Below are 25860 nucleotides of genomic sequence, written 5' to 3' on the forward strand. Positions count from 1 at the left end.
TACTTCCGGTGCGAACAAAGAGTACTGCGCTGCTGTGTGCGCGCAGTCAGACGAAGAATACTGCCCGGTGTCATACGGGCCGCATACGCGTGTAGGTCAACGCTTCCCCGACGTTGGTGACGGTCTTGACCTTGATCCCGTCCGGTAGGGGGCCGGCGTCCTCAGGGACGATGGCGTAGTTGAAGCCCAACCGCGCGGCCTCGGCGAGACGGCGACCGAGCCCGCCCACGCGGCGCACCTCGCCGGCCAGACCCACCTCGCCCAGAATCACCATGCCTGCGGGCAGCGGTTGATCCCGGACCGCCGATGCGACGGCCGCAGCAAGAGCGAGGTCGGCGGACGGTTCGCTGGTGCGCATCCCACCGACCGTCGCCGCGTAGACCTCCGCCTTGGACACCTTCACCCCGCACCGTCGTTCGAGGACGGCCAGGATCATCGCCACCCGGGCGTGATCGAGCCCGCTGACCGCGCGCCGGGGTGACGGCATCGCGGTGTCGACGATCAGTGCCTGCAACTCGGCCAGCAGCGGCCGCTTGCCGTCCATGGTGACGGTGACCGCCGTCCCGGGGACGGCATCGTTTCGGTGGTGCAGAAACAATCCGGATGGATCGCTGATACCGACGATCCCGGATTCTCGCAACTCGAAACAGCCGACCTCGTCGGATGCACCGAACCGATTCTTGACGCCTCGGATCATCCGCAGGGTGGAGTGCTTGTCACCCTCGAAGTTGAGCACCACGTCGACGAGATGCTCGAGCGACCGTGGACCTGCCACCGCACCGTCCTTGGTGACGTGCCCGACCAGCAGTACCGCCACCCCGGTGGTCTTGGCCAGTGTGGTCAGCGCGCTCGTGATCGCGCGAACCTGGGTGACCCCGCCGATGACGCCGTCGACGTCCGCAGCGAGCATGGTCTGCACCGAATCGACGATCAGCAGGCTCGGCTTGACCTGTTCCACATGGCCGAACACCGTGGCGAGGTCGGACTCGGCGGCGAGAAAGACGCGCTCGTGCACCGCGCCGGTGCGGTCGGCACGCAACCGCACCTGCCCCGCCGACTCCTCGCCCGTGACGTAGAGCGCGCGACGATCCGGTGCCGAGCGGGCCCACCGATGCACCACCTCGAGCAGCAGCGTCGACTTGCCGACGCCGGGTTCGCCGGCGAGCAGGACGACCGAGCCGGGGACGAGACCGCCACCGAGAACACGATCGAACTCGTCGATGCCGGTGGTCTTGGCCTGCGAGGTGGCGCTGCTGATGGTCGTGAGAGCCGCGGCGGGCGTCGTGGGAATCATGGCCCCGCCGCCCGAACGCAGTGCCGATGCGCCTGCGCGAGTGGTCAGGGGTGCTGCGGTGGCCTGAACCTCGTCCATCGAGCCCCAGTTACCGCATTCGGGACAGCGGCCCACCCATTTGGAGACGGAATGATGACACGCTGAGCAGCGATAGCTCGACTTCAGTTTGACCACTATCGGAGCCTAACGATCGGCACCGACAGGGTGGGGCCGGCGGCTACTCGCCTTCGCTGTGCTCGGATACTGCGTCTTCGGAGCGCTCGAGCTCGTAACCGGCATCGACCGGAACGTTCACGACGACCTCGCCCGCGTTGGCGAACTCGAACGTGACCGGCAGGGTGAGGCCGGGGCGGACGTTCTCGGAGATGTCGGCCATCTCGACCTTGATCAGCTGGATCGGCAGCAGCGGATCGTCGAGCTGAACGTCGGCGGGCGATCCTGCGCCGAGCGCGGTCAGCGGAGCGATCTCGGTGCTGCCTGCTTCTGCCTCCTCCACGATGGTGACCTGGGCCTCCGGGGAGGAAATGCCGGTCAGCTCGTCGGCGACGGCCGGGCTGGAATTGATGGCGGTGAAGCCCAGCTCGACGGTGCCGCCGGGTTCGATGCTGTATTCCTCGGAGGTGGGATACACCACGTGCACGTTGCGAAGCTGGATGTCTCCGACGTCGACGGAGTTGCCGTTGACCGCGGCGACCTGAGTGGCCGTCTGGGAGATCTGACCTGCGCCGCACGCGGTGAGGGCGAATGCGCCACCGGCGAGAAGAGCGAGGGCGGCGGCCGTCCTGCGATGGCGGCCAAGCGGTGTCGCAGCGTCGATTGCAGTCACTTCGGTCGTCCTCCATGTGGTGCCGGGCCGGCTCGGTCCATCTCGTCCACTAGGCAGAGTAGTAGTTCTCGTCCATCGACCGCTCGTGGGGTCCGCCGGCGGCCCGATGACGCCAGGTGAGGGTGCCTGTCAGGACGTAAGCATGAGGAACGACCCGGGTGAAAATGTGGTCCCGGATACACGCCGATCCGTCTGTGTCAACCCCTGATTCGGTGCCGCTATGCCCCTGACCTGCACCGTTGATATGAGCCGTGGTATTCTTGATAAATCGAAAGGGGCACTTGTCACATGATTTTCAAGGTCGGAGACACCGTCGTTTACCCCCATCACGGAGCGGCGCTGATCGAAGCGATAGAGACACGCACCATCAAGGGTGAACCGAGAGAGTATCTGGTTCTCAAGGTCGCGCAAGGCGACCTCACCGTTCGAGTTCCCGCGGACAATGCAGAGTACGTAGGCGTTCGCGACGTCGTCGGGCAAGAAGGCCTCGACAAAGTCTTTCAGGTGCTCCGTGCGCCGCACACCGAAGAGCCCACCAACTGGTCGCGCCGCTACAAGGCCAACCTGGAGAAGCTCGCGTCCGGTGATGTGAACAAGGTTGCCGAGGTCGTCCGCGATCTCTGGCGACGTGAGCAGGACCGTGGACTGTCGGCAGGCGAGAAGCGCATGCTCGCCAAGGCGCGGCAGATTCTGGTAGGCGAGCTCGCACTCGCCGAAGGAACCGATCAGGCCAAGGCAGACACCATGCTCGACGAAGTTCTCGCAACAGCTTCCTAGAGTGAACGGTACTGCCGGCGACGTGGTCGCCCTGGTACCCGCTGCAGGCAAAGGCCTTCGGCTCGGATACGACGAGCCGAAGGCATTCGTCTGTCTGGGTACGGACTCTCTCCTGACGCGGTCCGTCGACGGCCTCCGGGCCTCGGGTGCCGTCGATCGCATCGTCGTCATCGTGCCCGCCGAGCTGCTCGACGCGGCCCGTGGTCATGTGAGCGACGACGTCACCGTGGTGGCCGGTGGGCTCGAGCGCACCGATTCGGTGCGCGCCGGTCTCGCCGCCGTTGGTGACGCCGCCGTAGTGCTCGTCCACGACGCCGCCCGCGCCCTCACCCCGCCGACGCTGATCGCCCGCGTCGTCGCCGAAGTGCGTGCCGGACGCTCCGCCGTCATCCCGGTGCTCCCGGTCGTCGACACCATCAAGGAAGTCGACATCATGGGCGCAGTGGTCGGTACCCCGGACCGTGCGAGTCTGCGCTCGGTGCAGACCCCGCAGGGCTTCGACGCCCACGTGCTGCGCCGTGCATACGATGCGGCCACGGACAGCTCGACCGACGACGCGGGTCTGGTCGAGCGCATCGGCGAGACGGTGCACACCATCGTCGGCGACGCCCTCGCATTCAAGATCACCACGCCACACGATCTACTACTGGCACAGGCCCTGCTGTGAGAGGCGCGCTATGAGAGTCGGCATCGGCACCGACGTCCATCCCATCGCCCCTGGTCGGCCTTGTTGGCTGGCCGGTTTGCTGTTTGCGGACGCGGACGGACTCGACGGGCATTCCGACGGTGACGTCGCCTCGCACGCCCTGTGCGACGCGCTGCTGTCCGCGGCCGGACTGGGCGATCTCGGATCGGTGTTCGGGACCGGTCGTCCGGAATGGGACGGGGTCAGCGGAGCTGCCATGTTGACCGAGGTCAAGCGTCTGCTCGACGCGGACGGTTTCGCGATCGGGAACGCCGCGGTGCAGATCATCGGCAACAGGCCCAAGATCGGTCCACGCCGCGTCGAGGCCCAGGAAGTTCTGTCGCGGGTGCTCGGTGCGCCGGTATCGGTGTCTGCGACCACCACCGACGGGCTCGGGCTGACCGGTCGGGGTGAAGGAATCGCGGCCATCGCGACCGCACTTGTCATGACGAGGTAAAACCACCGGTAGCATTGCTGGTCGTGACCCTTCACCTACACGACACCGAGACGAGGGCCCTGCGGGAATTCACCCCCTTGGTCCCTGGCCATGCATCGGTGTACCTGTGTGGGGCGACGGTGCAGGGCGAACCTCATATCGGCCACGTGCGCAGCGGCGTCGCCTTCGACGTACTGCGCCGTTGGTTGCTGGCGCACGATTACGACGTCGCCTTCGTTCGCAACGTCACGGACATCGACGACAAGATCCTCAACAAGGCGCGTGACGCCGGCCGTCCGTGGTGGGAGTGGGCTGCGACCTACGAGCGCTCCTTCACCTGGGCGTACGACCGCCTCGGGGTGCTCCCGCCGTCCGCGGAGCCGCGGGCGACAGGGCACATCACCCAGATGGTCCAGATGATCGAGCGTCTGATCGAACGAGGCCACGCCTACGCCGATGCGGGCGGGGACGTCTACTTCGACGTGCAGAGCTTCCCGAGTTACGGCGCACTGTCCGGGCACAAGCTCGACGACGTGCACCAGGGCGAGAGTGTCGCCGAGGGCAAGCGTGACCCGCGCGACTTCACGCTGTGGAAGGGCGCGAAGCCCGACGAGCCGTCGTGGCCGACGCCGTGGGGCCCCGGCCGTCCGGGTTGGCACCTCGAGTGCTCGGCGATGGCGGAGAACTACCTCGGTTCGGATTTCGACATCCACTGCGGCGGTTTGGATCTGGTGTTCCCGCATCACGAGAACGAGCGCGCGCAGTCCATGGCGGCCGGAGACGGCTTCTCGCGGTACTGGCTGCACAACGGGTGGGTGACGATGGGCGGCGAGAAGATGTCGAAGTCTCTCGGCAATGTCCTGTCGGTACCCAATGTGCTCAAAAAGGTTCGGCCGCAGGAACTTCGGTTCTACCTCGGTGGCGCGCACTATCGGTCGATGCTCGAGTACTCCGATACTGCGCTCGAGACCGCGGCCGTGACGTATCGGGGAATCGAAGGATTCGTGCGCCGGGCCGTCGAACGCGCCGGTGACGTACCGATCGGCAAGTGGACCGCCGGATTCGCCGAGGCTCTCGACGATGACCTCGGAGTTCCCAAAGCGCTGGCCGAGATCCACGCCACCGTCACCCTCGGCAACACCGCCCTCGAGTCCGGTGACCTACCGGCAGCGGTGGAGCATGCGGGCAGTGTGCGGGCGATGCTCGACATCCTCGGTGTCGACCCCCTCGATCCGCACTGGTCGAGCGACAGTGGTTCGGACGCAGCAGCTCTCGGTGCCCTCGGCGTTCTGGTCGGGGCCGAGTTGGAGCGTCGAGCAACGGCGAAGGCGACCAAGGACTGGGCCGCCGCAGACGAGATACGGACGAGACTGGCCGAGGCCGGAGTCGACGTGACAGATACACCCAACGGGCCCGAATGGTCGCTGGGTACGAGTAAGACCGACGAAGCAGGTTTGTGATGGCAGGGAATTCGAGTAGGCGCGGCGCGATCCGCAAGGACGGCACCAAGAAGGGGCAGGTCGCCGGATCCGGTGGCAAGCGTCGGAAGGGCCTCGAGGGCCGTGGCGCGACGCCTCCCGCCTCCGAGCGCACCAAGCATCCCGCCGCGCGTCGGGCCAAGCTCGCCGAGAAGTCCGCACAGAATCGCGGCGGCCCCACGGGTGGCCGCGCGGGTGGACGACCGGCCGGGCGCAAGGCCGAAGACGGTCCCGAGGTGGTGCTCGGTCGCAACCCGGTCGTCGAGTGCCTGCGTGCAGGCGTTCCGGCCACCGCGCTGTGGGTCGCGGTCGGTACCGACAGCGACGATCGACTCAAGGAAGCCGTGCAGCGTGCAGGCGATGCGCGGATCTCCATCCTCGAAGTGCCTCGCTCGGATCTGGACAAGCTCAGCGCCAACGGACTGCACCAGGGCCTTGCCCTGCAGGTGCCGCCGTACCGTTACGCGCATCCCGACGATCTGATCTCGAACGCGCGCACGCATCAGGAGCCGGCTCTGCTCGTGGCGCTCGACAACATCACCGACCCACGCAACCTCGGTGCCGTCGTACGTTCGGTGGCTGCCTTCGGTGGCCATGGCGTCGTGATCCCGCAGCGTCGTAGTGCGAGTGTGTCCGCGGTGGCATGGCGCACCAGTGCCGGTGCTGCCGCCCGCCTGCCCATCGCGCGCGCAGTGAATCTGACTCGCACACTGAAGGATTGGCAGTCCAAGGGTGTCACGGTGGTTGGCCTCGACGCGGGCGGCGACACCGATCTCGACACCTTCGACGGTCAGGGTCCGGTCGTGATCGTGGTCGGCTCCGAGGGCAAGGGGCTGTCGCGTCTGGTCAGCGAGACGTGCGATCACATCCTGTCGATCCCGATGGCCGGGCCGGTGGAATCCCTCAACGCATCCGTCGCGGCAGGCGTTGTGCTGGCCGACATCGCGCGGCAGCGCCGAGGCTGAAGCTCACACCCTTTCTGCGAACTTCACACCCCTGCTACGGCTTGAATGGGTGGGCGAGGTCGAGAAGAAGGGTGTGAGGTTGTGTGGGGTGGGAATTAACCGATAGCGCGGAAGCGTATCTGCGTTCCCGGCGTCAACTGCGCGGCTGCGGACACGTCTGCGGCAGTGACGACCGCGATCACCGGATAGCCGCCCGTGACGGGGTGGTCGGCGAGAAAGAGTACCGGCTGCCCGGACGGCGGAACCTGCAACGCCCCGAGAACCATTCCCTCGCTTGCCAGTTCGCTGTCGACAGAGCGAGTGAGCGGCTCGGAACCGTCCAGCCTGATTCCGACGCGATCCGAATCCTGCGTGACCGTCCACGGCTGGTGCACCAGTGTCGATCGAGCGTGCTCGGTGAACCAATCCGCGCGCGGGCCGAAGCTGATCCGTAGCGTCTGCGTCGAGGCGGGGGCCGGAATGAACTCTGCTGCCGGCCAACCGGCCTTGTCGTTGCCGACACTCAACACGGTGTCGGCGGAGAGAACAGCGGGGCCGATGCCCGACATCGTGTCTGTCGAGCGACTACCCAGGATGACGGGCATATCGATCCCGCCTCGGACGGCGAGGTAGCTGCGCAGACCCCATGTCGGCGTGGACAGTTCCAGTTCCTGCCCTGCTCGGATCACCAGTGTCGAATTCAGGCCCTGCTCCGTACCGTCCACACGGCAGATCACCTGCGCACCGGTGACGGCGACGACGGCGTCGAACTCGGCGCGTAGCGTCAGGCCACCGAACGTCACTTCCAGGGTGGCGGCACCGGAGTCGTTGCCCACCAGACGGTTTGCCGCATCGTGTGAGAGCCGGTCCGCGGCACCCGAGTGTCCGACGCCTATCGACGCATACCCCGGACGACCGCGATCCTGGACGGTGCACAGCGGCCCCGGCTGCAGGATGGTGAGTGCTTTCATGCCCGCTCGAATCGGACGGTGGTGCCGGGCCGCAGCAGTGCGGGTGGGTCGCGGTCCAGGTTCCACAGTGGCGTGTCGGTGCGTCCGATGAGCTGCCAGCCGCCGGGGGAAGAGCGCGGATAGATGCCCGAGAACTCACCCGCCAACCCCACCGAACCGATCGGGACAGTGGTGCGCGGCGACGTGCGCCGCGGGACGTGCAGTCGGGTGTCGGTGCCGACGAGATAACCGAAGCCGGGAGCGAAGCCGCCGAACGCAACAGTCCAGGTCTGATCGAGATGAGCTGCAACGACTTCCGTGGTGGACAGTCCTGTCAGGCGGGCCACGTCGTCGAGGTCTTCACCGTCGTAGACCACCGCTATCACGACGGTCTCCCCGTGGTCTTCATCGGTCGAGACGGAGGGTGTCACTGCCGAGATCCAGTCGAGAATCGGCTGCCGGAGCCCGTCGAACAGCACCAGCACGGTACGAGCGGCCGGAACGAGATCGACGACACCGACCGGTGGATCGACGAGCATCGCGCGGTAGTACGCCAACGTGGCGTCCAGTCCGTCGAATTCGACGAGCACTGCACTCTCACCGGCCGAGAGGATGCGCATCAGACGAAGGCGGTGATGTCGATGTCGTTGGCGCGCAGCAATTCCGAAACGGCCGTGGCCATCGCAACGGCCCCAGGGGAGTCTCCGTGCAGGCAGATCGATTCGGCGGAGACATCGACCGTCGTGCCGTCCACTGCTCGAACGGTGCCGTCGGTGATCATGGTCAACACTCGCTGGGCCACGGCTTCGGGGTCCGACAGCACCGCACCCGGCTCCGAGCGAGGGACCAGCGTTCCCTGCGGCGTGTATGCGCGGTCGGCGAAAGCCTCTGTGACGGTGCGTAGTCCGGCTCGCTCGGCCTCCTCGAGGAAGATCGAGCCAGGGAGCCCGAGTACCGGCAGGGTCGCGTCGTACGCGGTGACCGCACGAACCACGGCCCGAGCCTGCTCACGATGATGCACGATCGCGTTGTACAGCGCCCCATGCGGTTTGACGTAGGTGATGGCCGAGCCGGCGACCTGGGCGAGGGCGTGGAGAGCGCCCATCTGATAGATCACGTCGGCGGTGAGCTCCGCGGGCTCGATGTCGACGAAGCGGCGGCCGAAGCCGGCCAGATCGTGGTATCCGACCTGAGCTCCGATCCGGACGGATCCGGTTACGGCGGAGTGACACGTGCGCAACAGAGTTGCGGGATCACCGGCATGAAAGCCGCACGCAACGTTGGCGCTCGAGACGACCGCGAGCATGGCGTCGTCGTCGCCCAGAGTCCATGCACCGTAGCTTTCGCCGAGATCGGCGTTGAGATCGATGGCCGTCACCTTGGACAGTCTAGGCGGCGACGAGCCGTCCGGAATTGGCCTTGCGGGTTGCCCCGATGCCGCGGCAGACGAGATAGATGACGAAGGAGATGGTGGTGACGAACGTCGAGACCGGCAGACCGGGGGCGAGGGAGAGCAGGATGCCTCCGACGGCGGCGATTTCGGCGAACAGGATGGACAGCAGCGTCGCCTTCAGCGGGCTGGCCGTGACCCGCGCGGCGGCCGCGGCCGGGGTGATGAGCAGCGAGAGCACCAGCAGCGCGCCGACGATCTGCACGCCGAGTGCACAGGCAACACCGACGAGCACGGCGAACACGACCGAGAGCGCGCGGACGGGGACGCCGCGGGCCAGGGCCACCTCGGGGTCGGTGCTGGCGAACAACAGCGGCCGGTAGACCACGGTCAGAACGATCAGTACCAACACGGCGCACACCAGGAGCAGCTGGATTCCGCTCTGCCCGACGCCGACGATCTGACCGATGAGCAGCGAGAAGCTGGTGCCGGTCCGGCCGGGGTAGAGCCAGATGAACAGCACCGACAGGCCGAGGCCGAAGGACATGATGACGCCGATGACGGAGTCACGGTCGCGGGCCTTGCTGCCGAGCAGCGCGAACATCACCGCCGCAACGACGGATCCGACGATGGCACCGAGGCCTACGGTGATGCCGACGAGCAGTGCTGCGGACGCGCCGGTAAGTGAGAGTTCACTCGATCCGTGCACGGCGAACGCCCACTGGCGGCTGACGATCAGCGGGCCGAGTGCGCCGGCGAGCAGTCCGAGGATCGCGGCGGCGAGCAGGGCCTGCTGGACGAAGTCGTAGGTCAGCAGGTTGGCGGTGGTGTCGAAGTCGAGCATCTTCGAGAATGCGTCGAGAACCTTCTCGTTCATGCCTTGTCTTCTCTGTCGTGCGGTACGGGTGGGTGGTGTGCACCGGCCGAGCCGAGCGCGTCGATGGAGTCGCCGGTTCCGACGACGATGAGCCGTCCGCGCACCTTCAGTACCTCGACCTCGGTGCCGTAGAGCTCGGAGAGGACCTCGGTGGTCATGACGTCAGCGGGAGTGCCGATGCGGAACCGGCCGTCGACGATGTAGACGATGCGATCGACGAGAGGGAGGATCGGGTTGATCTCGTGCGTCACGAACAGCACTGCCGTCCCGTGCTCCCGCCGTCGGCGATCGATGAGGCTCGAGACCAGGGACTGGTTGGCAAGATCGAGGCTGAGCAGGGGCTCGTCGCACAGAAGAACCGACGGATCGCCGACGAGTGCCTGGGCGATGCGCAGCCGCTGCTGCTCACCGCCGGACATCGAGCCCACGGGCGCGCCTGCGAAGGAATTGGCGTCGACTTGATCGATCGCGCGCTGCACCGTTTCCTTGCGCTGCCGGATGCCACGTAGGCCCATGCCCCATCGATGGCCGTCCCAGCCCAGTCCGACGAGATCGCGTCCGCGCAGGGGCAGATCGTCGTCGATGTTGCGTTGCTGGGGCACGTAGCCGACGCCCGACTGGCCGCGACGGACGGGATTGCCGTCGATCGCGGCCGTGCCGGACGTGAGGTGATTCTGGCCGAGCAACACCTTGAGCAGAGACGTCTTGCCCGACCCGTTGGGGCCGAGAACGGCGACGAATTCGCCCTTCTCGACTGTCAGGTCCAAGTTCTGCCACAGCGTGCGCTCACCGAACGCCAGTCCGGCATCGCGCAGTTCTACAGCAGGCATGTACTACAGCTTTCCATCACCGCGGATCGGGTCAGGAGGCGGTGGTGAGAGCGGCCTGCAGATCGGTCGCAGCCTTGGTCTGCCACTCGATGTACGTCATGCCTGCGGGGAGCGTTTCGGTGACCTCGACGACGGGAATGCCCGCAGCCTCGCTGGTGGAGCGGATGTCCTGGGTGACCGCATCCTCGGTCTGAATGTTGTAGACCAACGCGCGAACAGATTTGGAGGTGAACAGATCGCGGGTCGCGGCGATCGACGCGGGCGACGGGTCGTTGCCCTCCTCGATCGCGTCCTTGAAGTCCTCGGGAGTGCGGTCGTCGAGTTCGGACTCCTCGATGAGGTAGTGCGCGATCGGCTCCGTCTGTGCCACCGGTGCATCGGGGAAGTCCGCGGCGATCTTCGCCGTCACGTCGGTGATGCCGTGGACCTGCTCGTGGAAGGTCTCGGCGTTGGCGGTGTACTGCGCGGCGTTGTCGGGGTCGAGCTGACCGAGCTTGTCGGCGATCTCCTCGGCCGTGTGGGCGGCGACCTCGGCGTTGTACCAGACGTGTTCGTTGACCTCGCCGTGTGAATGGCCGTCACCGTCCGTTGCTTCTGCTTCCGGCGTCGCTTCGTCGGAGGTGGGCTCGGAGTCGTGATCGTGGCTCTCGTCGAGCAGAGCGTAGGCGTCGACCGACGGTACGTCCTGGCCCTCCGAGCCGAGAATGTCCTCGATGAACTGGTCGTAGCCGCCACCGTTGAAGACCACGAGTGACGCCTCGGCGACGGCGGCCGCGTCGGCCGGGCTCGCCTCGTAGGAGTGCGGGTCGGCGGAGGGATCGGAGATGATCGACGTCACTGTTGCCAGATCGCCTGCAACCGCCTCGGCGACGCTTCCCCAGACGTTCGTGGACGCGATGATCGTGATCGGTCCGTCGACGGCGGTGGCCGGTGCGGACTCGGTGCTCGCGGATTCGGTGGAGCTGCACGCGCTGAGCGTGAGAGCTGCGGCGCAGGTCAGGCCCAGTACAGCCGTGAGCTTGGTCCGGGACGCGCGATGGATGGACGACATCGATGTACTCCTGTGAGCGGAACTTGACGCTAATGGAAACCGTTACCGTTGTACTCTAGCGTGAAGCGGGGTCGCCGATCGAATCGGACGAAACGCGACCTCGACTTTCTCTGCGGTGCGTAGTGGGACTAACGTCCCGGTTATGGCCAGGTCAAGCGAACCGCGACGTCAGGCGACGTTGGCGTCGATCGCAGCCGAGCTCAAGGTATCGCGCACCACCGTCTCGAACGCCTACAACCGACCCGATCAGCTCTCCCCGGAACTCCGCGAACGCGTCCTCCAGGCCGCCAAGCGCCGCGGATACGCCGGCCCCGATCCGGTTGCCCGATCACTGCGCACCCGCAAGGCCGGGGCGATCGGATTGCTCCTCACCGAAGCTCTGAGCTACTCCTTCCGCGACCCCGCCGCGATGAGCTTTCTCGCCGGACTCGCCGAGTCCTGCGAAGCCGCGGGGCAGGGCCTACTGCTCATCCCCGCCGGAGCCGAACGCGACGACGTGCAGGCCGCCGCCGTCGTCCAGCAAGCCGGAGTCGACGGATTCGTCGTCTACTCCGTCGCCGACGACGACCCGTACCTCGCTGCGGTGCGTGAACGTCACCTGCCGATCGTCGTCTGCGATCAACCACGCAACATTCCCGAGGCCGCTCTCGTCGCCATCGACGATCGCGGCGCGATGAAAATGCTTGCCGCACATCTTATCTCGCAGGGTCATGAACACCTTGCCGTGCTGTGCATGCGCCTCGGACGCGACCGGCGCGATGGCGTCGTACCCCCGGGGCGGCTGGCGGACAGTCACTTCCACGTCCAACGCGAACGTATCGCCGGAGTCCAAGCGGCCATGATCGACGCGGGACTCGACCCCGACATCCTCACCGTCGTGGAACGCTTCGACCACACCGTTCGCTCCGGGCACTCCGCCGCCGCCCAGGCACTCCAGGCCAACCGCGAAACCACCGCGCTGCTCTGCACCACCGACGTCATCGCCCTCGGTGCACTCAACTTCGCCCGAGTCTCCGGAATCGATGTGCCGAGCCAACTCTCGGTCACCGGATTCGACGGCATCTCCGACGCCATTCGCGAGAACCTCACCACCGTGCGCCAGGACGCCGAGGAAAAAGGTCGTCGAGCAGGCAAACTGGTGCTCTCGTCCTCGCACTCGGGAATCGTCGCCGCCGAAACCCTGCCGACCGAACTCTTCCGCGGCCGAACCGCAGGGCCGCCGCCGAAACAGCCGCCCGCTATCGCTTGACCCTTGCCGTCGCCCGCTCGCCCCCAGGTTCACCCCCCCCCTGTCCGCGTCAATGGACCCTTGCACGGTTCAGACGTATGCAGGGTGACATTCACGCAGCAGACCCCGGTGGGTCAATGAACCATTGCAGGGCTCAGACGTGTGCAGTGGTCCATTGACGCCGAGCGGGGGTGGCGGGGCGGGGGTGGGGTGCGAGCGGGGGTCAGGCAGGCTGGGAGCTGAGCAATCTCGCGCAACGCAGTAGACCCAGGTGACTGTAGGCCTGGGGGTGGTTGCCGAGCGAGCGTTCGGCGATGGGGTCGTATTCCTCACTGAGCAGTCCGGTGGGGCCTGCGGCACTGACGAGTTGAGCGAAAAGAGCCTCGGCTTCGGCTCGCTGCCCCACCAACAGGTATGCCTCCACGAGCCAGGCCGCGCAGAGGTGGAAGCCGCCTTCGCCGCCGGGGAGACCGTCGTCGTGGCGGTAGCGATAGACCGTCGAGCCGCTGCGCAGTTCGGCCTCGGTGGCGGTGACGGTGGCCGCGAAACGTGGGTCTGTCGGCTCGATCAGTCCGGACAGGCCGATGAACAGCGTCGCGGCGTCGAGATCCGTGCCGTCGTACGCGGCGGTGAAGGACTGCACTTCCTCGTTCCATCCGTTGGCGAGTACTTCCTCGCGGATGGTCTCGCGTAAAGATGCCCAGCCGGGTTCTGTTGTGCGACCGAAGGTTTCGGCCAGTCGAATGGCGCGATCGACGGTGATCCAGCCCATCACCTTGGAGTAGACGTGGTGACGGGGATTGTCGCGGATTTCCCAGATGCCGTGGTCGGGCTCGAACCAGCGACGCTCGACGGCTTCGACCATGGCGCGGACGAGTTCCCAATCGTCGTCGGAGAGACCGTGGTCCGATCCTGCGGCCTTGCGGGCATGGGCGAGAGCGGACACCAGTTCGACGATGGGACCGAAGACATCGAGCTGAACCTGTTGATTGGCAGCATTTCCCACGCGCACCGGACGCGAGCCGGCGTAGCCGGGCAGTTCGTCGATGACGGCCTCGGGCGGAAGTCCGAGACCCCAGATTGTGTAGAGCGGGTGCAGACGCTCGGGGCCCGATACCGATTCCAGTACACCGTGAATCCACGACAGGTAGTTCTCGGCCTCGGCAGTCGATCCGACGTCGACGAGTGCGGCTGCGGTGAGTGCGGCGTCGCGCAGCCAGCAGTAGCGGTAATCCCAGTTACGCACTCCGCCGATGTCTTCGGGCAGGGAGGTGGTTGCTGCGGCCATGATCGAACCGGATTCGGCGTGTACGAGCCCACGCAGGGTCAGGGCCGAGCGCTTCATCAGATCGCGCTTGAGCGGAGGCAGGTCCAGGCCGTCGGCCCAGTCCTTCCAGTACGCCTCCGAGGCGCGGCGACGCTCCACCTCCTCCCATGGGTGTTCGGTCAGATCGTCTGTGCCGAGGCGTAATTCGAGCACGATCGGCCCATCGGACGGATCGATCTCGGCGTGTGCGGTCTGCTGAGACCCGTCGGAGACGATGTTCCAGGTGACGCCGGGGCTGCGCAGCACCATCGGATCTGCGGTACCGAGAACGCGCAGGCCGTCGGCGTCGGGTTCCAGTGAGGCCCAGGCCTTTCCGAATTCCGGACGCGGCGCGAAGGTCACCACGGCGGTGGCTTTGCCGGTGATGACGCGCGTCAACGCGGTCTGGCCCTGGCCGATGTCGTGCGGCAGATAGTCGGTGACCTGAAGGCTGGCCCACTTGGTCTGCACCGTCATCGTGCCGTCCACGTACTGCTGGCTCAGTGGCAACGACGCTCGGGTGGGTCCGACGCTGAAGTGGCCCGCCTGATCGCCGCCGAGCAGGTGCGCGAACACGGCTGCGGAATCGGGTTCGGGGTGGCAGAGCCACGTGACGTCGGCGTCGGGGGTCAGCAGCGCAACGGCATTGGGGCTGGCCAGCATCGTCAGTCGCTCGATGCGCGGGGCGTCGGCTCCCGAAAGCCACTGCCGACGCTCTTCCAGCAGGAACGCCAGTGCGAGTGCGACCTGCTCGGTGCTGTCGATGCGGAACTCCGCGAGGGTGTCGCCCGGTCCGATCTTGACGCCGATGTCCGGACCGTGCAGGCGCCCGAAGGCCTTCTCGTCGGTGACGTCGTCGCCGAAAAAGACTGCGGCAGTAGCTGCTTCCTGGTGGCGAAGAATGTCGAGGGCAACGCCCTTGTCGGTCACGATGACGGCCAACTCGATCACCGACTTGCCTTCGGTGACCTGCACACCGTCCCGGGCCGCAGCGCCGGATCGCACGGCGGCGAGCGCTTCGTCACCGGCAGCGGTCTCGGCGTTGCGCACGTGCAGCGCGACGCTGGCCGGCTTGGTTTCGACACTCACGCCGGGATGGGCGTCGGCGATGGCCTGCAGTTCTCCGGTGATGAGAGTGAGGAGCTTCTTGGCGTCCTCGTCGATGGCGTTGATGAATCCGGCGTCGAACTCACTGCCGTGGCTGCCCACCAGCTGCACCTCGGACGGCAGCCGAGAGAGTATCGCGAGATCCCTGAGTGCACGTCCGGAGATGACGGCAGCGTTGGTACCGGCCAGTGAGGCCAGCCCGCGCATGGCGCTGACGGACTCGGGGTGGGGGAAGGCCTTCTGCGGGTCGGAGACGATCGGTGCCATGGTGCCGTCGTAATCGGATGCGACGAGCAGGCGCGGAGTCCGAGCTACTCCAACGAGCGCGCGGCGAAGTTCGAGCGGCAATTCGAGAGCAGTCACCCGTCGAATCTAGGCGATGAACCCCGCCTCGGTGTAGCTGGCTTTGTGCGCTCGGTGTATCACTGCTGGTCGGGCACCAGACCGGGCGACGGCGTCACACCCGAGGCCGCCGACATCGACGCGGCGGATTTGGTGACGATGGCCAACATGGCTCGCTGGGCGGCCTCGGCGTCGCCGGATTGGATGGACGACGCGACGACGCCGTGCAGACGGATGGCCTCCGGGTCGGCCTGTCTCGACATCAGGGCGTGGCGGGTTCGGCCGGCGAGAACCTCGACCACGATGTCGGACATGGACCGCAACATCGGATTGCCCGACGCGGCGAGCAAGGTGCGATGGAAATTGCAGTCGTGGGCGAGGTAGGCGTCGGAGTCGGCTGCTCTCGACGTCGACGACATTCCGATGACGGCGGCCGTCAACGCACCGCATTGCTCCGGTGTTGCTCGATGCGCGGCGAGTTTGGCCGCCAACGGCTCGATGCCCGAACGTAGTTCGCTGAGCAGCAGTAGTTGTTCGGCGCGCGCAGGCCCTGCGAGTTGCCAGCGGATGACCACCGGATCGAGGGAGTTCCAGTTCTGCGAGCCCTGCACGGTGATTCCCACGCGCCGACGCACGGTGAGCAACCCCAGCGATTCCAGGACACGAACCACTTCTCGCACGACGGTTCGCGACACGGTGAATCGCACGGCGACGTCGTCGGCCGAGATTCGGGTTCCGCTCGGAATCGCGCCGCTGACGATGTCGCGCCCGAGTTCGTCGAGCACCGAATCGTGCAGTTGGCGGAAGTCGTTGGTCTCGCTCATGTCCGATCGATCGTCCCACGGGTTGCCCGGTTTCTCGCGTCTGTCCGATCCAGGCGGGCGCAATGGAGCAGTATCGAGGGATGGCATCACAGACGACAGGCAGAGCGCATCATCCGGTTCTCGTGGTGATGGGAGTGTCCGGATCGGGCAAGTCGACGGTGGCGGGAATTCTCGCCGGCGCGTTGAAATGGGACCTGCAGGAGGGCGACGACCTGCATCCGGAGGCCAACGTGGCAAAGATGGCGGCCGGTCAGCCGCTGACCGACGAGGACAGGTGGCCGTGGCTCGACGTGATCGCGGAATGGATCACCGACCACACCACGACGGGCCGGTCGGGGATCGTGACGTGCTCGGCGCTCAAGCGGACGTATCGGGACGTGCTGGCCGCGGGGTCGAGGGAGGGGTCGGAGGTGATCTTCGTGCATCTGGCCGGAACCAAGGATCGGATCAGCGGTCGGCTCAATGCTCGGATGGACCATTTCATGCCGTCCTCGCTGCTCGACACGCAGATCTCGACCCTCGAGCCGCTGGGTGAGGACGAGAACTCCATCGTCGTCGACATCGGTCCGCCGCCGACCAAGATCGCCGAGCACATTCTGCTCGAACTCGAGAAGCGCGCGGGAATGTCGGAGAGTCACTGACTACCGGATCGTGACCGCGATGGGGGATCAATGTGACCTTCAGTCGGTCTGACTGGGGCAATGCGACATTCATTCGCCCCTGGGGCCGCAAACGGGGCGCAGGTCTGCTGACGGCTGCACTGAACGTGCATATTCCAAGCAAGCACGCTTGCTTTTAAGTACTACGAATGACCGAAAGGACTTGTAAAAGTATGACGAATGCGAGAAGGTGAGCTTGTTCACTTTTCAGTGAGGAGACAGCTCATGGTGCGAGGCGCACCCGCCAGGCCGGTTCAACTTCCCGTTCCCAACGCAGATGTCTGGGACTGGCAACTCGACGGCCTGTGTCGCGGATTGGACTCGTCCGTCTTCTTCCATCCCGAAGGTGAACGAGGTCGCGCCCGCACCTCGCGAGAGAAGTCCGCCAAGCAGGTCTGCGGCCGCTGCCCGGTACTCGAACAATGCCGCCGGCATGCACTCGAAGCGAACGAGCCCTACGGCGTGTGGGGCGGAATGTCTGCACACGATCGCGCCGACTTCTACCGCGGAGCCGTCCGAACCGCTTGATTCTGCGAGAGCACGTCGGCGCGGTGGCAGCGGGGATGATGGCAAATGCGCGCGCATTCGCCAGACGCGTTCACAATTGTCAACGCTCGCAAAGCGATTCCGCGCGCCTCTGACAAACGCGCGCGCGTGTGCGAAGGATGCTGGGCGACAATACTGGGCCGCAGCGAGGCGATCACAACGCGCAGGACTACTCGGCCTTACCTCGGCGCACTCGCTGTCGACACCGCTGTGACGCGCGGCCGATCGACATTCGCGCCCTGACCGTCGCAGCCTCCACCGAACTTGTCGGTGGCTTCGTGTTTCATGACGATCCATGAACAAGGTCCTGCGTGCGACGCTCGTCAGTGCGGTCGTCATCACCACCGTCATCGGAATCGCGTCCTTCGTGCTCAGTTTCGCGGCACTGTGGGATCTCGCCACGATGGCAGGCGTTCCGCGTTCGCTGTCGTGGCTGTGGCCGGTGATCGTCGACGGCACCATTCTGCAGGCCACGATCTCCGTCATTGCGCTCGCTCAATTCGAGGATCAACGCAGTGGTCGACGCTTCTTCTGGGGTGTGTTGATCACGGCAGCTCTGGTGAGTATCGGGGCAAATGCCATGCACGCCTTCATCTCCGACGCCGGCACGCTGCATCCCGCCCTGTCCGCGGCCATTGCCACTGTCGCCCCGGTGAGCCTGTTGGCCGCAACCCACGGACTCGGCATCCTCGTCCGGGTACCGGCTGAACTGCCGAAGACCGTCGACATCGCCGAAGAAGAACCCGTCACCGAAGAATCCGCCCCCGAAGAGGTGGCCATCGCGGTCCCGAGAGTCGAACCCGTGACACCTGCGCCCGAATTCCCCACCCCGGAGATTCCGGCACCCGCGCCGATCGAGCGCACCGAACCGGTCCGCATCGAACCGGTCCGCATCGAACAGCGCCCGCCCGAAAGCCCGGTCACCTCGGTGCGCACGGTCGAACCGCTCGACGAGGTGGATCGCTGGATTCTCGACGAGGAACGGGTGGACGATCTCTATCCCGTCGACGCACCGTGACGGCCGGTGGCACCATCGAAGGATGAGTTCACACTTGCCGAGATCCGTTGTTCCCGAGAAGCCGAAGCCGGGCCAGGAGTCCGTCTGGGATTACCCTCGACCACCCAAGCTCGAGTCCTCGAACCGTTCCCTCGTCGTTCGGCTCGGCGGCGAGGTGGTCGCCCGCACCACCGCCGCATATCGAGTGCTCGAGACGAGCCACCCACCGACCTGGTACATCTCTCCCGCAGACGTGGTTCCAGGTGCATTGACGCCCTCGGACGCCCGCTCGACGCACTGCGAGTGGAAGGGTGCTGCCACTTACTGGGACGTACACGGCGGAGATGCCGTCGCACCCGCAGCGGGTTGGAGCTACGAGAACCCCACTCCGCGTTTCGCCGAGATCGCCGGATACCTCGCCTTCTCGCCGAGTCGCCTCGACTGCGAGATCGACGGCGGAGCGGTCCGGCCCCAGGAAGGCGGGTTCTACGAGGGCTGGATCACCGACGACGTGGTGGGCCCGTTCAAAGGGATCCCGGGCTCCTACGGCTGGTGACACTCACCCGACGGGCAACTCGGCGCGCGTGATGATCTGAATCGAACTGCTCGCGCCCGGGTCGCTGCCGGTGACCAGCACGTCGCCGGTCCGCGGATCGACTGCAACCGAATTGGCCTGCGTCACCGTCGGGACATCGCCCAGGGTGCGCGGAGCAGCGGGATCGGACACGTCGACCACCCGCAGTACGTTCGACGCGGTCAGCGTCACGAACAGCAGCCGGCGTTCGGGATCCACGGCGAGCCCGTACGGGTTGCCGGGCGCATCGATCGATGCGATCTGACGAATGTCCCCGTCAGGGTCGACCGATGCGAGAAGAACCGTGCCGCCGTCGGTGTCGGCGAACCCGGCCACCGTCTGATTCACCGTCACCGCGTGCGTGAGCTTGACGCCGATCGGAGCCTGCGCCACCTCCTGCTGCGTCGCACCGTCGTAGACCCACACACCGTTGCCCTGCACATCTGCGACGGCAGCGAACGGGCCGAGAGCGGCGACACCACCGGGTTGGACGGGACCGGGCGGTAGTTCTCCCACCACCGACCCGTCGCGCAGGAATATCACTCCGCCGCCCATCTCGTTGGTGGCCACGATGGTGCCGTCGGAGGTCTGCACGGCGTCGTGGGGCTGACGCCCCACCCCGGTGGCGGTCGACAGAATCGCGCCGTCGGCGAGCGAGATCTCGAGCAGTTCGTCGCTGCCCTCGAGCGGAACCAACACCGGTCCGTCCGGCCCGGCGAGCGAGAGATGGCGCGGCGCACCCGTCGTCGGCACCATCTGCCGCACGACGCCGGTGGCCGCGTCGAACAGCACTACGCCGTCGGGCTCACGCACCCCGGCAGCAGCGATCCCGGACGTTCCGACCACGACACCCTCGGGTGCGCCCGGAAGTGGAACGACGGTGCCGATCGGGTCGGCCGAGTCCGGGGCCTGTGCGGGCTCGGCAGCGGGAGTCGTTGCGGGAGGGGGTGGTTCGGCAGGTGTTCCGGAGGAGCATCCGGCCGCCACCAGGAATGCGGCCGCAACTGCAACCAGGCGCGCCCTCATCGGCGGTACTGCTCGAAGTGCAGGGCATCGTCGAGTGGACGACGGGTGCGCCAGCCGAAGCGTTCCAGATCGGGTACCTCCTGGAACGATTCGACCGGGCCGACGCACAGCCAGGCGATCGGGCGGACCGGTGCGGGGATGTCGAGCAGTCCGGTGAGGTATTCCTCGTCGTAGAACGAGACCCAGCCGACGCCGACGTTCTCGGCTATCGCTGCGAGCCAGAGGTTTTCGATGGCGAGTACGGCGGAGAACAGTCCGGTGTCGTCGACGGTGTCGCGGCCGAGGACGTGCCGTCCTCCCCGGTCGGGATCGTAGGTGACGACTACGCCGGTTCCGCTCGTCTCGATCCCCTCGATGCGAATGGGGTCGAAGGTTTTTCGGCGTTCGTCGTCGAGCTTGTCCGCGAAGTCCCGACGGCAACCGGCCACATGCGCGGCGAACGCGCTCAGAGTGTCGGGTTTGCGGACCACCACGAAGTCCCAGGGCTGGGTGTTGCCGACGCTCGGGGCCTGATGTGCTGCGCCGAGGATGCGCCGCAGGGTCTCGTCGTCGACGACGGTTCCGTCGAACTCGGCGCGGACGTCGCGGCGAGATCGAATGGCCGCATATACCGACAGGGCTGCCTCGGTCATGATATCCGTTCTCCTGTAGCAGTGTTCAGACGATCGTCGATCTCGGCGACCAGGGCGGGCAATCGATCCGCCGAGGTGGGCCTGCCGAGGTGGTAACCCTGCGCACGACTGCACCGCAGTTCCCGCAACGTCATCATCGTCACCTCGTCCTCCACTCCCTCTGCCGTCACCGACAATCCCAGCGTACGGGCGAGTTCGACGGTCGATCGCACGATGGCTGCGTGCGCGGAGTTGTGGGCCATACCCCCGATGAACGTCTTGTCTATCTTGAGCTCCTGCACCGGCAACCGCTCTATGTAGGCGAGCGAGCTGTACCCCGTGCCGTAGTCGTCGATGGCGACCTGCACACCCATCGCGTGAAGAATCGACAGCGTCTCGATCGCGCCCGCCGGATCGGTCATCGCCGATGACTCGGTCACTTCCAGGGTCAATCGACCTGGAGGGCAATCGAATTGCTGCAGCGCCGCGCTCACCTGCTCGATCAGGGTGTCGTCGAACAGATTGCGAGTCGAGATGTTGACGGCGATGCTCAACTCCAGCCCCTCGGCCATCCACCGCCCGCGTTGGGCGAGGGCATGGGTGAGGACGTAGCTCGTCAACGGCCGGATCAGTCCGGTGCGTTCGGCGGTGGGCAGGAACGCGCTCGGGGACAGAACGGAGCCGTCGGGGTGGTGCCACCTCAGTAGCGCCTCCACGCCCACGATCCTCATGGAGGTGAGGTCGACCTGGGGTTGGTAGTGCAGTCGTAGCTGGTCGGATTCGAGAGCAGTGTTGAGCTCGCCGAGCATGATGAGTTGTTCGCTCTTGTTCCGGTCCATCGATCGGTCGTAGAACGCGATGCGCGACTGAGTCGCCTTGGCGGCCTGAACGGCGAGGTCTGCGTGCTGCACGAGGCGATCCGGTGTGGTCTCGTCCGCACCCTCCACGGCCGGGGAAGTCGACGCGACGCCGACGCTCGCTTCGATCAGCAGGGTCGTGTTCCCCACCGCGAAGGGTGTGGTGAATCGGTTCTGAATCTCGCGCGCCAGCGCGGCCGGATCCATCGACTCCGACGGCCCGCACAGGGCGAACTCGTCACCGGCCAAGCGCGCCAACAGGATCGAGTCGTCGGCAACGCCTCTCAGGCGCTCGGCGACCGCCACGAGGACGCGGTCGCCGAGACCGCGTCCGAACGTGTCGTTGATCTCCTTGAAACGATCGATATCGACAGTCAGCAAGGTCGACTCACCGGCATTGCCCCAGACGCGATGTTCCAGGGCACGGAGATTGGCGAGGCCGGTGAGGTGGTCGCTGTCGGCGACGGCGCGCAACTGGACCGTTTGGGTGTGCAACAACCGCAACAGGTCGGTGATGCGGAAGATCACCAGAATCACCAATGCCCCGGCGCAGAGCAGCACCGCCCAGCCCCACTGGGCAATCGGTTCTTCGCGAAGGACCTCGATGACCATCACGACGGGCGCGGTCAGGGTGGCCGCGGTCAGGACGACGACCGTGGGGGTGGTGAAGGACGCCATCAGGTGGGCGTCGGACTCGATGTTCGGGTTGGTGATGCGCCGCATGGACGGGTGGAGGGCGGCGACGCCGATGAGGACGTAGGAGATGGTCCATCCGACGTCGAACAACGACCGTTCCGACGAGGATTCCGTGACCATCGAGAAATTGTTCACGGTGTCGGTGATTACCAACAGCAGAACTGCTGCTGTCAGCAACCGGTAGGACAACGCGCGCCACTGCCGCGAGCCGACGAAGTGGGCCAGTAGCCCCAGCAGGAAGATGTCCATGGCGGGGTACGCGACGTCGACCAGACCGGCGATCCCCGAGCTACCGCCGTCGCCGAGCGACGGCTGTACGGCGAACACCCAGGTGAGCAGTCCGAATGCGACCATGATGATGGCGCTGTTGGCGACGTGGCCGCGTTCGCTCGCCCGCCACTTGTGACGCGCCAGGAGAAACAGGCCGAAACCGTAGACCGGATAGCCGACGAGGTAGACCGCGTCTGCGAGCGACGGATCCGGGACGCTGCCCCGGGTGATGTGGATCCACTCGTAGACGATGTCACCGATCACCCACAGGCCTGTTCCTGCGGCGATGGCCAGCCACGCCGTGCGGTTCCGTGGCCGGTGCATTCTGGTGCCGATGACAGTCGCGGCGACGGCGGAGGCTCCGACGAGCACGAAGACCGACTGGCCCCAGACTGTGGTCGGGGCCACGAAGTAAGCGGCGCAGCCGACTGCGCCGAGCACTGCGTACCACCGCCACCAGGCCGTCACGATTTTCTCCAGCCGTTCACGCCGATCCGACGGCTTCAACAATGGCACACTCGGTGATCTGGGTCACTTCGTGCACCCTATTGCTCGGGTTGTGCACGACGAGAATGTCGGTAGTACGTGCGAGCATGGATCGATGGAGTCGACTGCCCAGAACCTGGCGAGCATCATGCACGCCGACCTCGACTCCTTCTATGCCTCGGTGGAGCAGCGCGACGATCCGCGACTCCGTGGAAAGCCGGTCATCGTGGGCGGGGGAGTGGTGCTCGCCGCCAGCTACGAGGCCAAGGCGTTCGGGGTGCGCACGGCGATGAGCGGTGGTCAGGCGCGTGCGGTGTGCCCACAGGCCATCGTGGTCCCGCCGCGCATGGCGGCGTACTCGCAGGCCAGCAAGGACGTGTTCGACGTCTTTCACGACACCACGCCGTTGGTGGAGGGCATCTCCATCGACGAGGCGTTCCTCGACGTCGGCGGTCTCCGCAAGATCTCGGGCAGCGCCCTCGAGATCGGGGAGCAACTGCGTCGGGACGTGGCCGAGCAGGTGGGACTGCCGATCACTGTCGGGATCGCGACCACCAAGTTCCTGGCGAAAGTGGCCAGCGCTTTCGCCAAGCCAGACGGTCTACTCCTCGTTCCGCCCGGCGGCGAACTCGAGTTCCTGCATCCACTGAACATCGAAAGACTGTGGGGCGTCGGCAAAGTGACCGCCGAGAAGCTGCACGTCCTCGACATCAGGACCGTCGGCGATATTGCAGCCTACGGCGAGCGGTCGTTGGCCTCGGTGCTCGGCAAGGGCGCAGGTGCGCACCTGTACGCGCTCGCCATGGGCCGGGATCCGCGACGCGTCCAACCCGGAAAGTCGCGCAGTTCCATCGGCGCACAGCGAGCACTCGGCCGCGGCAGGCACGACGCGTCCGAGGTGGAGGCCTCACTGATCGGTCTCGTCGATCGCGTCACGTACAGGATGCGGGGCGCGCAGCGAACCGGTCGAACTGTCATGCTGCGCTTGCGTTTTGCCGACTTCACCCGCGTCACCCGGTCGCACACACTCGATCGTGCGACCGCCGACACCCGCGACATCCTCGATGCCGCACTCGAACTGCTCCGCGACGCGGCACCGCTGATCGCGGAGAAGGGCATCACCCTCGTCGGGGTCACCGTCTCGAGTATCGACAAGGGCGGAGCGGAGCAACTGGAGTTGCAGTTCGACCCACCGTCGGTGCGGACGCCGCCGGAGGCATCGGCGCTCGACCGCGCGCTCGACGGGGTGCACAAGAAGTTCGGATCCACCTCGCTCACCCGCGGGGTGCTGCTCGGGCGTGATCCGGGAATCTCGGTTCCCCTGCTGCCCGACTGACTACCTGCGGACGGACGGGTGCACCCGAAAGCCCGTGGGCATCATGGTCAGTCGTTCCACGACCTGCAGGCGATACGACGGGTCGGCTCGCAGATCGAAGCGCTGCAGAATGGTTCCGAGTATCAGGACCGCTTCGTGAATGGCGAATTGCCTTCCGATGCACGCGCGTTCGCCGGTTCCGAACGGTTTGTAGACGTGCGCCGGGCGCGCCTTGATGCGTGCGGGTAGAAAATTGTCGGGATCGAAATCCTGGGGACGCTCACCCCACACCGGATCTCGATGCAGAGCCGTCACCAGCACGATCGCCCAGTCTCCTGCAGCCATCCGGTAGCCGTCGCCGACGACGGTCTCGGCCCGCGCTCCTCGCCCGAACGCGGGAACCGTCGGCCACAGGCGCAATGATTCGTCGAGGACTCGGCGGACGTACCGCAGCTTCGGCACCTGGCCGAACTCGGGCTTGTCGCTACCCCACACCTCGTCGACCTCGGCGCGGGCGCGCTCGAAGACCTCTGGATGGGTTGCCAGGTAGTACAGCGCGAACGACAGTGCGCCGGAGGTGGTCTCGTGCCCGGCGATCAGGAACGTCAGGATCTGGTACCCGATGTTGGCTTCGCTCAGTGCATTCGGATTGTCGGCATCGCGAGCCGCGTCCATCATGATCTGCAGCAGGTCGGTGAACTCGTCGGTGGATCGGCGCCTGGTCCGTACGACGTCCGCGAGCACGTCGGCCAGATACTGCTTGTTGTGCGCGTAGGTGCGGTCCGACCGAGCGAACAGGGGCTTGGCGAACGCAGGGATCTTCAGCAACGACCGCCGCTGGTTGTACGTCAGAGCGCCGACCATGGCGGAGACGAAAGGATGCGGCTCGGTTCGCTCGAACGACCCGAAGCTGTAACTGAATCCGGTGCGACCGATGGTCTCGAGCGTCAGCTTCGTCATGTCCGAGGACACGTCGGTCGTCGCACCTGCGCGCGAGCGATCTTCCCAGTGCGCGATCAGATCGTCTGCGACGTCGACCATGATCTCGTGATAACCGCGCATGGCACCGGCGGTGAACGCTGGACGCAACAGGTCATGCGCCCGTTGCCAATTCGGCTCGTGGTTGTAGGCGGTGAACAGCCCGTCGGCCCCGATGTCTCGGAGGTTCTCGACGCCGGGAGGTAGGAATTTCTCGAACCGCTTCTCGTCGCACAGTTCGCCCGCCACGTCGGCACCTGCGGCGAAGACGAAGCGTCGGCCGAGGATGTTTCGCTCGAACATCGGGCCGAGGCGCCCGGCCAGGGCGGTCGAATCCTGGATGGGGGTGCGGGGATCGACGCCGACGATGTCACCGAGCACGGGAATTCGGTACGGGGGATGAGGTAGAGCGACGTTTCGTACCGCGAACTCTGTCGACATCGCCACTCCATGGTTTCGCTTGTTGAATCGGTGTCTAATAGTGACCGTACTCACTGTTG

At 66.1% G+C, this 25860-nt stretch carries 25 protein-coding genes; 11 read left to right on the top strand and 14 right to left on the bottom strand.

The window, feature by feature from the left end; translation table 11 throughout:
* Positions 1 to 70 precede the first annotated feature (70 nt).
* Positions 71 to 1468: a DNA repair protein RadA gene (radA, locus tag AABD04_RS03475; RefSeq protein WP_341440241.1), complete on the bottom strand. Its 1398-nt coding sequence runs from the start codon at positions 1466 to 1468 to the stop codon at positions 71 to 73.
* Between the two features lie 43 nt (positions 1469 to 1511).
* Positions 1512 to 2120, bottom strand: a complete 609-nt coding sequence (locus tag AABD04_RS03480; RefSeq protein ID WP_243594645.1) for a copper chaperone PCu(A)C — start codon at positions 2118 to 2120, stop codon at positions 1512 to 1514.
* Between the two features lie 288 nt (positions 2121 to 2408).
* On the opposite strand from AABD04_RS03480, the gene AABD04_RS03485 reads away from it, so the two are divergent.
* The 5 genes from AABD04_RS03485 to rlmB are packed head-to-tail and all read left to right on the top strand — an operon-like array spanning position 2409 to position 6461.
* Positions 2409 to 2897, top strand: coding sequence for a CarD family transcriptional regulator (locus tag AABD04_RS03485; RefSeq protein ID WP_027494344.1), 489 nt, complete (start codon positions 2409 to 2411; stop codon positions 2895 to 2897).
* A 1-nt stretch (position 2898) separates the two neighbouring features.
* Entirely contained in the window at positions 2899 to 3564 is a 666-nt protein-coding gene (gene ispD, locus AABD04_RS03490; RefSeq protein WP_243594644.1) for a 2-C-methyl-D-erythritol 4-phosphate cytidylyltransferase, read from the top strand.
* Positions 3565 to 3574: 10 nt separating this feature from the next.
* Positions 3575 to 4039, top strand: coding sequence for a 2-C-methyl-D-erythritol 2,4-cyclodiphosphate synthase (ispF, locus tag AABD04_RS03495; protein WP_243594643.1), 465 nt, complete (start codon positions 3575 to 3577; stop codon positions 4037 to 4039).
* A gap of 23 nt (positions 4040 to 4062) precedes the next feature.
* The gene (gene cysS, locus AABD04_RS03500) at positions 4063 to 5478 is read left to right on the top strand and encodes a cysteine--tRNA ligase (RefSeq protein ID WP_243594642.1); all 1416 of its coding nucleotides are present in this window, start codon (positions 4063 to 4065) and stop codon (positions 5476 to 5478) included.
* Positions 5478 to 6461: a 23S rRNA (guanosine(2251)-2'-O)-methyltransferase RlmB gene (rlmB, locus tag AABD04_RS03505; protein ID WP_243594641.1), complete on the top strand. Its 984-nt coding sequence runs from the start codon at positions 5478 to 5480 to the stop codon at positions 6459 to 6461. Before cysS ends, rlmB begins: the two co-directional genes overlap by 1 nt.
* Positions 6462 to 6556: 95 nt before the next feature.
* Here the strand turns inward: rlmB and AABD04_RS03510 are convergent, their stop codons facing one another.
* From AABD04_RS03510 to AABD04_RS03535, 6 genes are read right to left on the bottom strand one after another with little or no spacing between them, the layout of a single operon-like run.
* Complete coding sequence (locus AABD04_RS03510; protein ID WP_341440242.1) at positions 6557 to 7411, bottom strand: 5-oxoprolinase subunit C family protein; 855 nt, start codon at positions 7409 to 7411, stop codon at positions 6557 to 6559.
* The gene (pxpB, locus tag AABD04_RS03515) at positions 7408 to 8010 is read right to left on the bottom strand and encodes a 5-oxoprolinase subunit PxpB (protein WP_341440243.1); all 603 of its coding nucleotides are present in this window, start codon (positions 8008 to 8010) and stop codon (positions 7408 to 7410) included. The genes AABD04_RS03510 and pxpB overlap by 4 nt, the downstream gene beginning before the upstream one ends.
* Positions 8010 to 8768: a LamB/YcsF family protein gene (locus AABD04_RS03520; protein WP_341440244.1), complete on the bottom strand. Its 759-nt coding sequence runs from the start codon at positions 8766 to 8768 to the stop codon at positions 8010 to 8012. The genes pxpB and AABD04_RS03520 overlap by 1 nt, the downstream gene beginning before the upstream one ends.
* A 10-nt stretch (positions 8769 to 8778) precedes the next feature.
* Positions 8779 to 9657, bottom strand: a complete 879-nt coding sequence (locus tag AABD04_RS03525; protein ID WP_037195063.1) for a metal ABC transporter permease — start codon at positions 9655 to 9657, stop codon at positions 8779 to 8781.
* Positions 9654 to 10487, bottom strand: a complete 834-nt coding sequence (locus AABD04_RS03530; RefSeq protein WP_243594636.1) for a metal ABC transporter ATP-binding protein — start codon at positions 10485 to 10487, stop codon at positions 9654 to 9656. Before AABD04_RS03530 ends, AABD04_RS03525 begins: the two co-directional genes overlap by 4 nt.
* 31 nt (positions 10488 to 10518) lie before the next feature.
* Positions 10519 to 11538 (bottom strand): metal ABC transporter solute-binding protein, Zn/Mn family, encoded by a 1020-nt coding sequence (locus AABD04_RS03535; protein ID WP_341440245.1) that lies wholly within the window; start codon positions 11536 to 11538, stop codon positions 10519 to 10521.
* Between the two features lie 142 nt (positions 11539 to 11680).
* Between AABD04_RS03535 and AABD04_RS03540 the strand changes: the two genes are divergently transcribed.
* Positions 11681 to 12787, top strand: a complete 1107-nt coding sequence (locus AABD04_RS03540) for a LacI family DNA-binding transcriptional regulator (RefSeq protein WP_243594634.1) — start codon at positions 11681 to 11683, stop codon at positions 12785 to 12787.
* Positions 12788 to 12989: 202 nt separating this feature from the next.
* Here the strand turns inward: AABD04_RS03540 and otsB are convergent, their stop codons facing one another.
* Positions 12990 to 15542, bottom strand: a complete 2553-nt coding sequence (gene otsB, locus AABD04_RS03545) for a trehalose-phosphatase (protein WP_341440246.1) — start codon at positions 15540 to 15542, stop codon at positions 12990 to 12992.
* A 59-nt stretch (positions 15543 to 15601) separates the two neighbouring features.
* Positions 15602 to 16345 carry a FadR/GntR family transcriptional regulator gene (locus AABD04_RS03550; protein ID WP_243594632.1) on the bottom strand — a complete coding sequence of 248 codons (744 nt, stop codon included), beginning with the start codon at positions 16343 to 16345 and terminating at the stop codon, positions 15602 to 15604.
* A gap of 80 nt (positions 16346 to 16425) precedes the next feature.
* Between AABD04_RS03550 and AABD04_RS03555 the strand changes: the two genes are divergently transcribed.
* The 4 genes from AABD04_RS03555 to AABD04_RS03570 all read left to right on the top strand — a co-directional run bounded on the left by AABD04_RS03555 (position 16426) and on the right by AABD04_RS03570 (position 19103).
* Positions 16426 to 16986 (top strand): gluconokinase, encoded by a 561-nt coding sequence (locus AABD04_RS03555; RefSeq protein ID WP_243594631.1) that lies wholly within the window; start codon positions 16426 to 16428, stop codon positions 16984 to 16986.
* Between the two features lie 243 nt (positions 16987 to 17229).
* Positions 17230 to 17532: a WhiB family transcriptional regulator gene (locus AABD04_RS03560; RefSeq protein ID WP_243594630.1), complete on the top strand. Its 303-nt coding sequence runs from the start codon at positions 17230 to 17232 to the stop codon at positions 17530 to 17532.
* Between the two features lie 313 nt (positions 17533 to 17845).
* Positions 17846 to 18568, top strand: a complete 723-nt coding sequence (locus AABD04_RS03565; RefSeq protein WP_243608660.1) for a DUF2637 domain-containing protein — start codon at positions 17846 to 17848, stop codon at positions 18566 to 18568.
* Between the two features lie 22 nt (positions 18569 to 18590).
* Positions 18591 to 19103 carry a DUF427 domain-containing protein gene (locus AABD04_RS03570; RefSeq protein WP_341440247.1) on the top strand — a complete coding sequence of 171 codons (513 nt, stop codon included), beginning with the start codon at positions 18591 to 18593 and terminating at the stop codon, positions 19101 to 19103.
* A gap of 3 nt (positions 19104 to 19106) precedes the next feature.
* Here AABD04_RS03570 and AABD04_RS03575 read toward each other — a convergent pair whose 3' ends face one another.
* The 3 genes from AABD04_RS03575 to AABD04_RS03585 are packed head-to-tail and all read right to left on the bottom strand — an operon-like array spanning position 19107 to position 23049.
* Positions 19107 to 20147: an NHL repeat-containing protein gene (locus AABD04_RS03575; protein WP_243608659.1), complete on the bottom strand. Its 1041-nt coding sequence runs from the start codon at positions 20145 to 20147 to the stop codon at positions 19107 to 19109.
* Positions 20144 to 20764, bottom strand: a complete 621-nt coding sequence (bluB, locus tag AABD04_RS03580; protein ID WP_243608725.1) for a 5,6-dimethylbenzimidazole synthase — start codon at positions 20762 to 20764, stop codon at positions 20144 to 20146. Before bluB ends, AABD04_RS03575 begins: the two co-directional genes overlap by 4 nt.
* Before the next feature lie 11 nt (positions 20765 to 20775).
* Positions 20776 to 23049: a putative bifunctional diguanylate cyclase/phosphodiesterase gene (locus AABD04_RS03585; protein ID WP_243608658.1), complete on the bottom strand. Its 2274-nt coding sequence runs from the start codon at positions 23047 to 23049 to the stop codon at positions 20776 to 20778.
* A 133-nt stretch (positions 23050 to 23182) separates the two neighbouring features.
* Between AABD04_RS03585 and dinB the strand changes: the two genes are divergently transcribed.
* Positions 23183 to 24403 carry a DNA polymerase IV gene (gene dinB / locus AABD04_RS03590; RefSeq protein ID WP_243608657.1) on the top strand — a complete coding sequence of 407 codons (1221 nt, stop codon included), beginning with the start codon at positions 23183 to 23185 and terminating at the stop codon, positions 24401 to 24403.
* Here dinB and AABD04_RS03595 read toward each other — a convergent pair whose 3' ends face one another.
* Positions 24404 to 25801, bottom strand: coding sequence for a cytochrome P450 (locus tag AABD04_RS03595; protein WP_243608656.1), 1398 nt, complete (start codon positions 25799 to 25801; stop codon positions 24404 to 24406).
* Between the last annotated feature and the right edge of the window lie 59 nt (positions 25802 to 25860).

This window comes from Rhodococcoides navarretei (assembly GCF_038069675.1).
GTDB classification, from domain to species: Bacteria; Actinomycetota; Actinomycetes; order Mycobacteriales; family Mycobacteriaceae; genus Rhodococcoides; species Rhodococcoides navarretei.

What these genes read in the sequence shown, in the direction of transcription:
- AABD04_RS03485 (WP_027494344.1), top strand. Translation starts at nt 2,409, where the DNA reads ATGATTTTCAAGGTCGGAGACACCGTCGTTTACCCCCATCACGGAGCG.
- ispF (WP_243594643.1), top strand. Translation starts at nt 3,575, where the DNA reads ATGAGAGTCGGCATCGGCACCGACGTCCATCCCATCGCCCCTGGTCGG.
- rlmB (WP_243594641.1), top strand. Translation starts at nt 5,478, where the DNA reads ATGGCAGGGAATTCGAGTAGGCGCGGCGCGATCCGCAAGGACGGCACC.
- AABD04_RS03510 (WP_341440242.1), bottom strand. Translation starts at nt 7,411, where the DNA reads ATGAAAGCACTCACCATCCTGCAGCCGGGGCCGCTGTGCACCGTCCAG.
- pxpB (WP_341440243.1), bottom strand. Translation starts at nt 8,010, where the DNA reads ATGCGCATCCTCTCGGCCGGTGAGAGTGCAGTGCTCGTCGAATTCGAC.
- AABD04_RS03525 (WP_037195063.1), bottom strand. Translation starts at nt 9,657, where the DNA reads ATGAACGAGAAGGTTCTCGACGCATTCTCGAAGATGCTCGACTTCGAC.
- AABD04_RS03530 (WP_243594636.1), bottom strand. Translation starts at nt 10,487, where the DNA reads ATGCCTGCTGTAGAACTGCGCGATGCCGGACTGGCGTTCGGTGAGCGC.
- AABD04_RS03535 (WP_341440245.1), bottom strand. Translation starts at nt 11,538, where the DNA reads ATGTCGTCCATCCATCGCGCGTCCCGGACCAAGCTCACGGCTGTACTG.
- AABD04_RS03540 (WP_243594634.1), top strand. Translation starts at nt 11,681, where the DNA reads ATGGCCAGGTCAAGCGAACCGCGACGTCAGGCGACGTTGGCGTCGATC.
- AABD04_RS03550 (WP_243594632.1), bottom strand. Translation starts at nt 16,345, where the DNA reads ATGAGCGAGACCAACGACTTCCGCCAACTGCACGATTCGGTGCTCGAC.
- AABD04_RS03555 (WP_243594631.1), top strand. Translation starts at nt 16,426, where the DNA reads ATGGCATCACAGACGACAGGCAGAGCGCATCATCCGGTTCTCGTGGTG.
- AABD04_RS03560 (WP_243594630.1), top strand. Translation starts at nt 17,230, where the DNA reads ATGGTGCGAGGCGCACCCGCCAGGCCGGTTCAACTTCCCGTTCCCAAC.
- AABD04_RS03565 (WP_243608660.1), top strand. Translation starts at nt 17,846, where the DNA reads ATGAACAAGGTCCTGCGTGCGACGCTCGTCAGTGCGGTCGTCATCACC.
- AABD04_RS03570 (WP_341440247.1), top strand. Translation starts at nt 18,591, where the DNA reads ATGAGTTCACACTTGCCGAGATCCGTTGTTCCCGAGAAGCCGAAGCCG.
- AABD04_RS03575 (WP_243608659.1), bottom strand. Translation starts at nt 20,147, where the DNA reads ATGAGGGCGCGCCTGGTTGCAGTTGCGGCCGCATTCCTGGTGGCGGCC.
- dinB (WP_243608657.1), top strand. Translation starts at nt 23,183, where the DNA reads ATGGAGTCGACTGCCCAGAACCTGGCGAGCATCATGCACGCCGACCTC.
- AABD04_RS03595 (WP_243608656.1), bottom strand. Translation starts at nt 25,801, where the DNA reads ATGTCGACAGAGTTCGCGGTACGAAACGTCGCTCTACCTCATCCCCCG.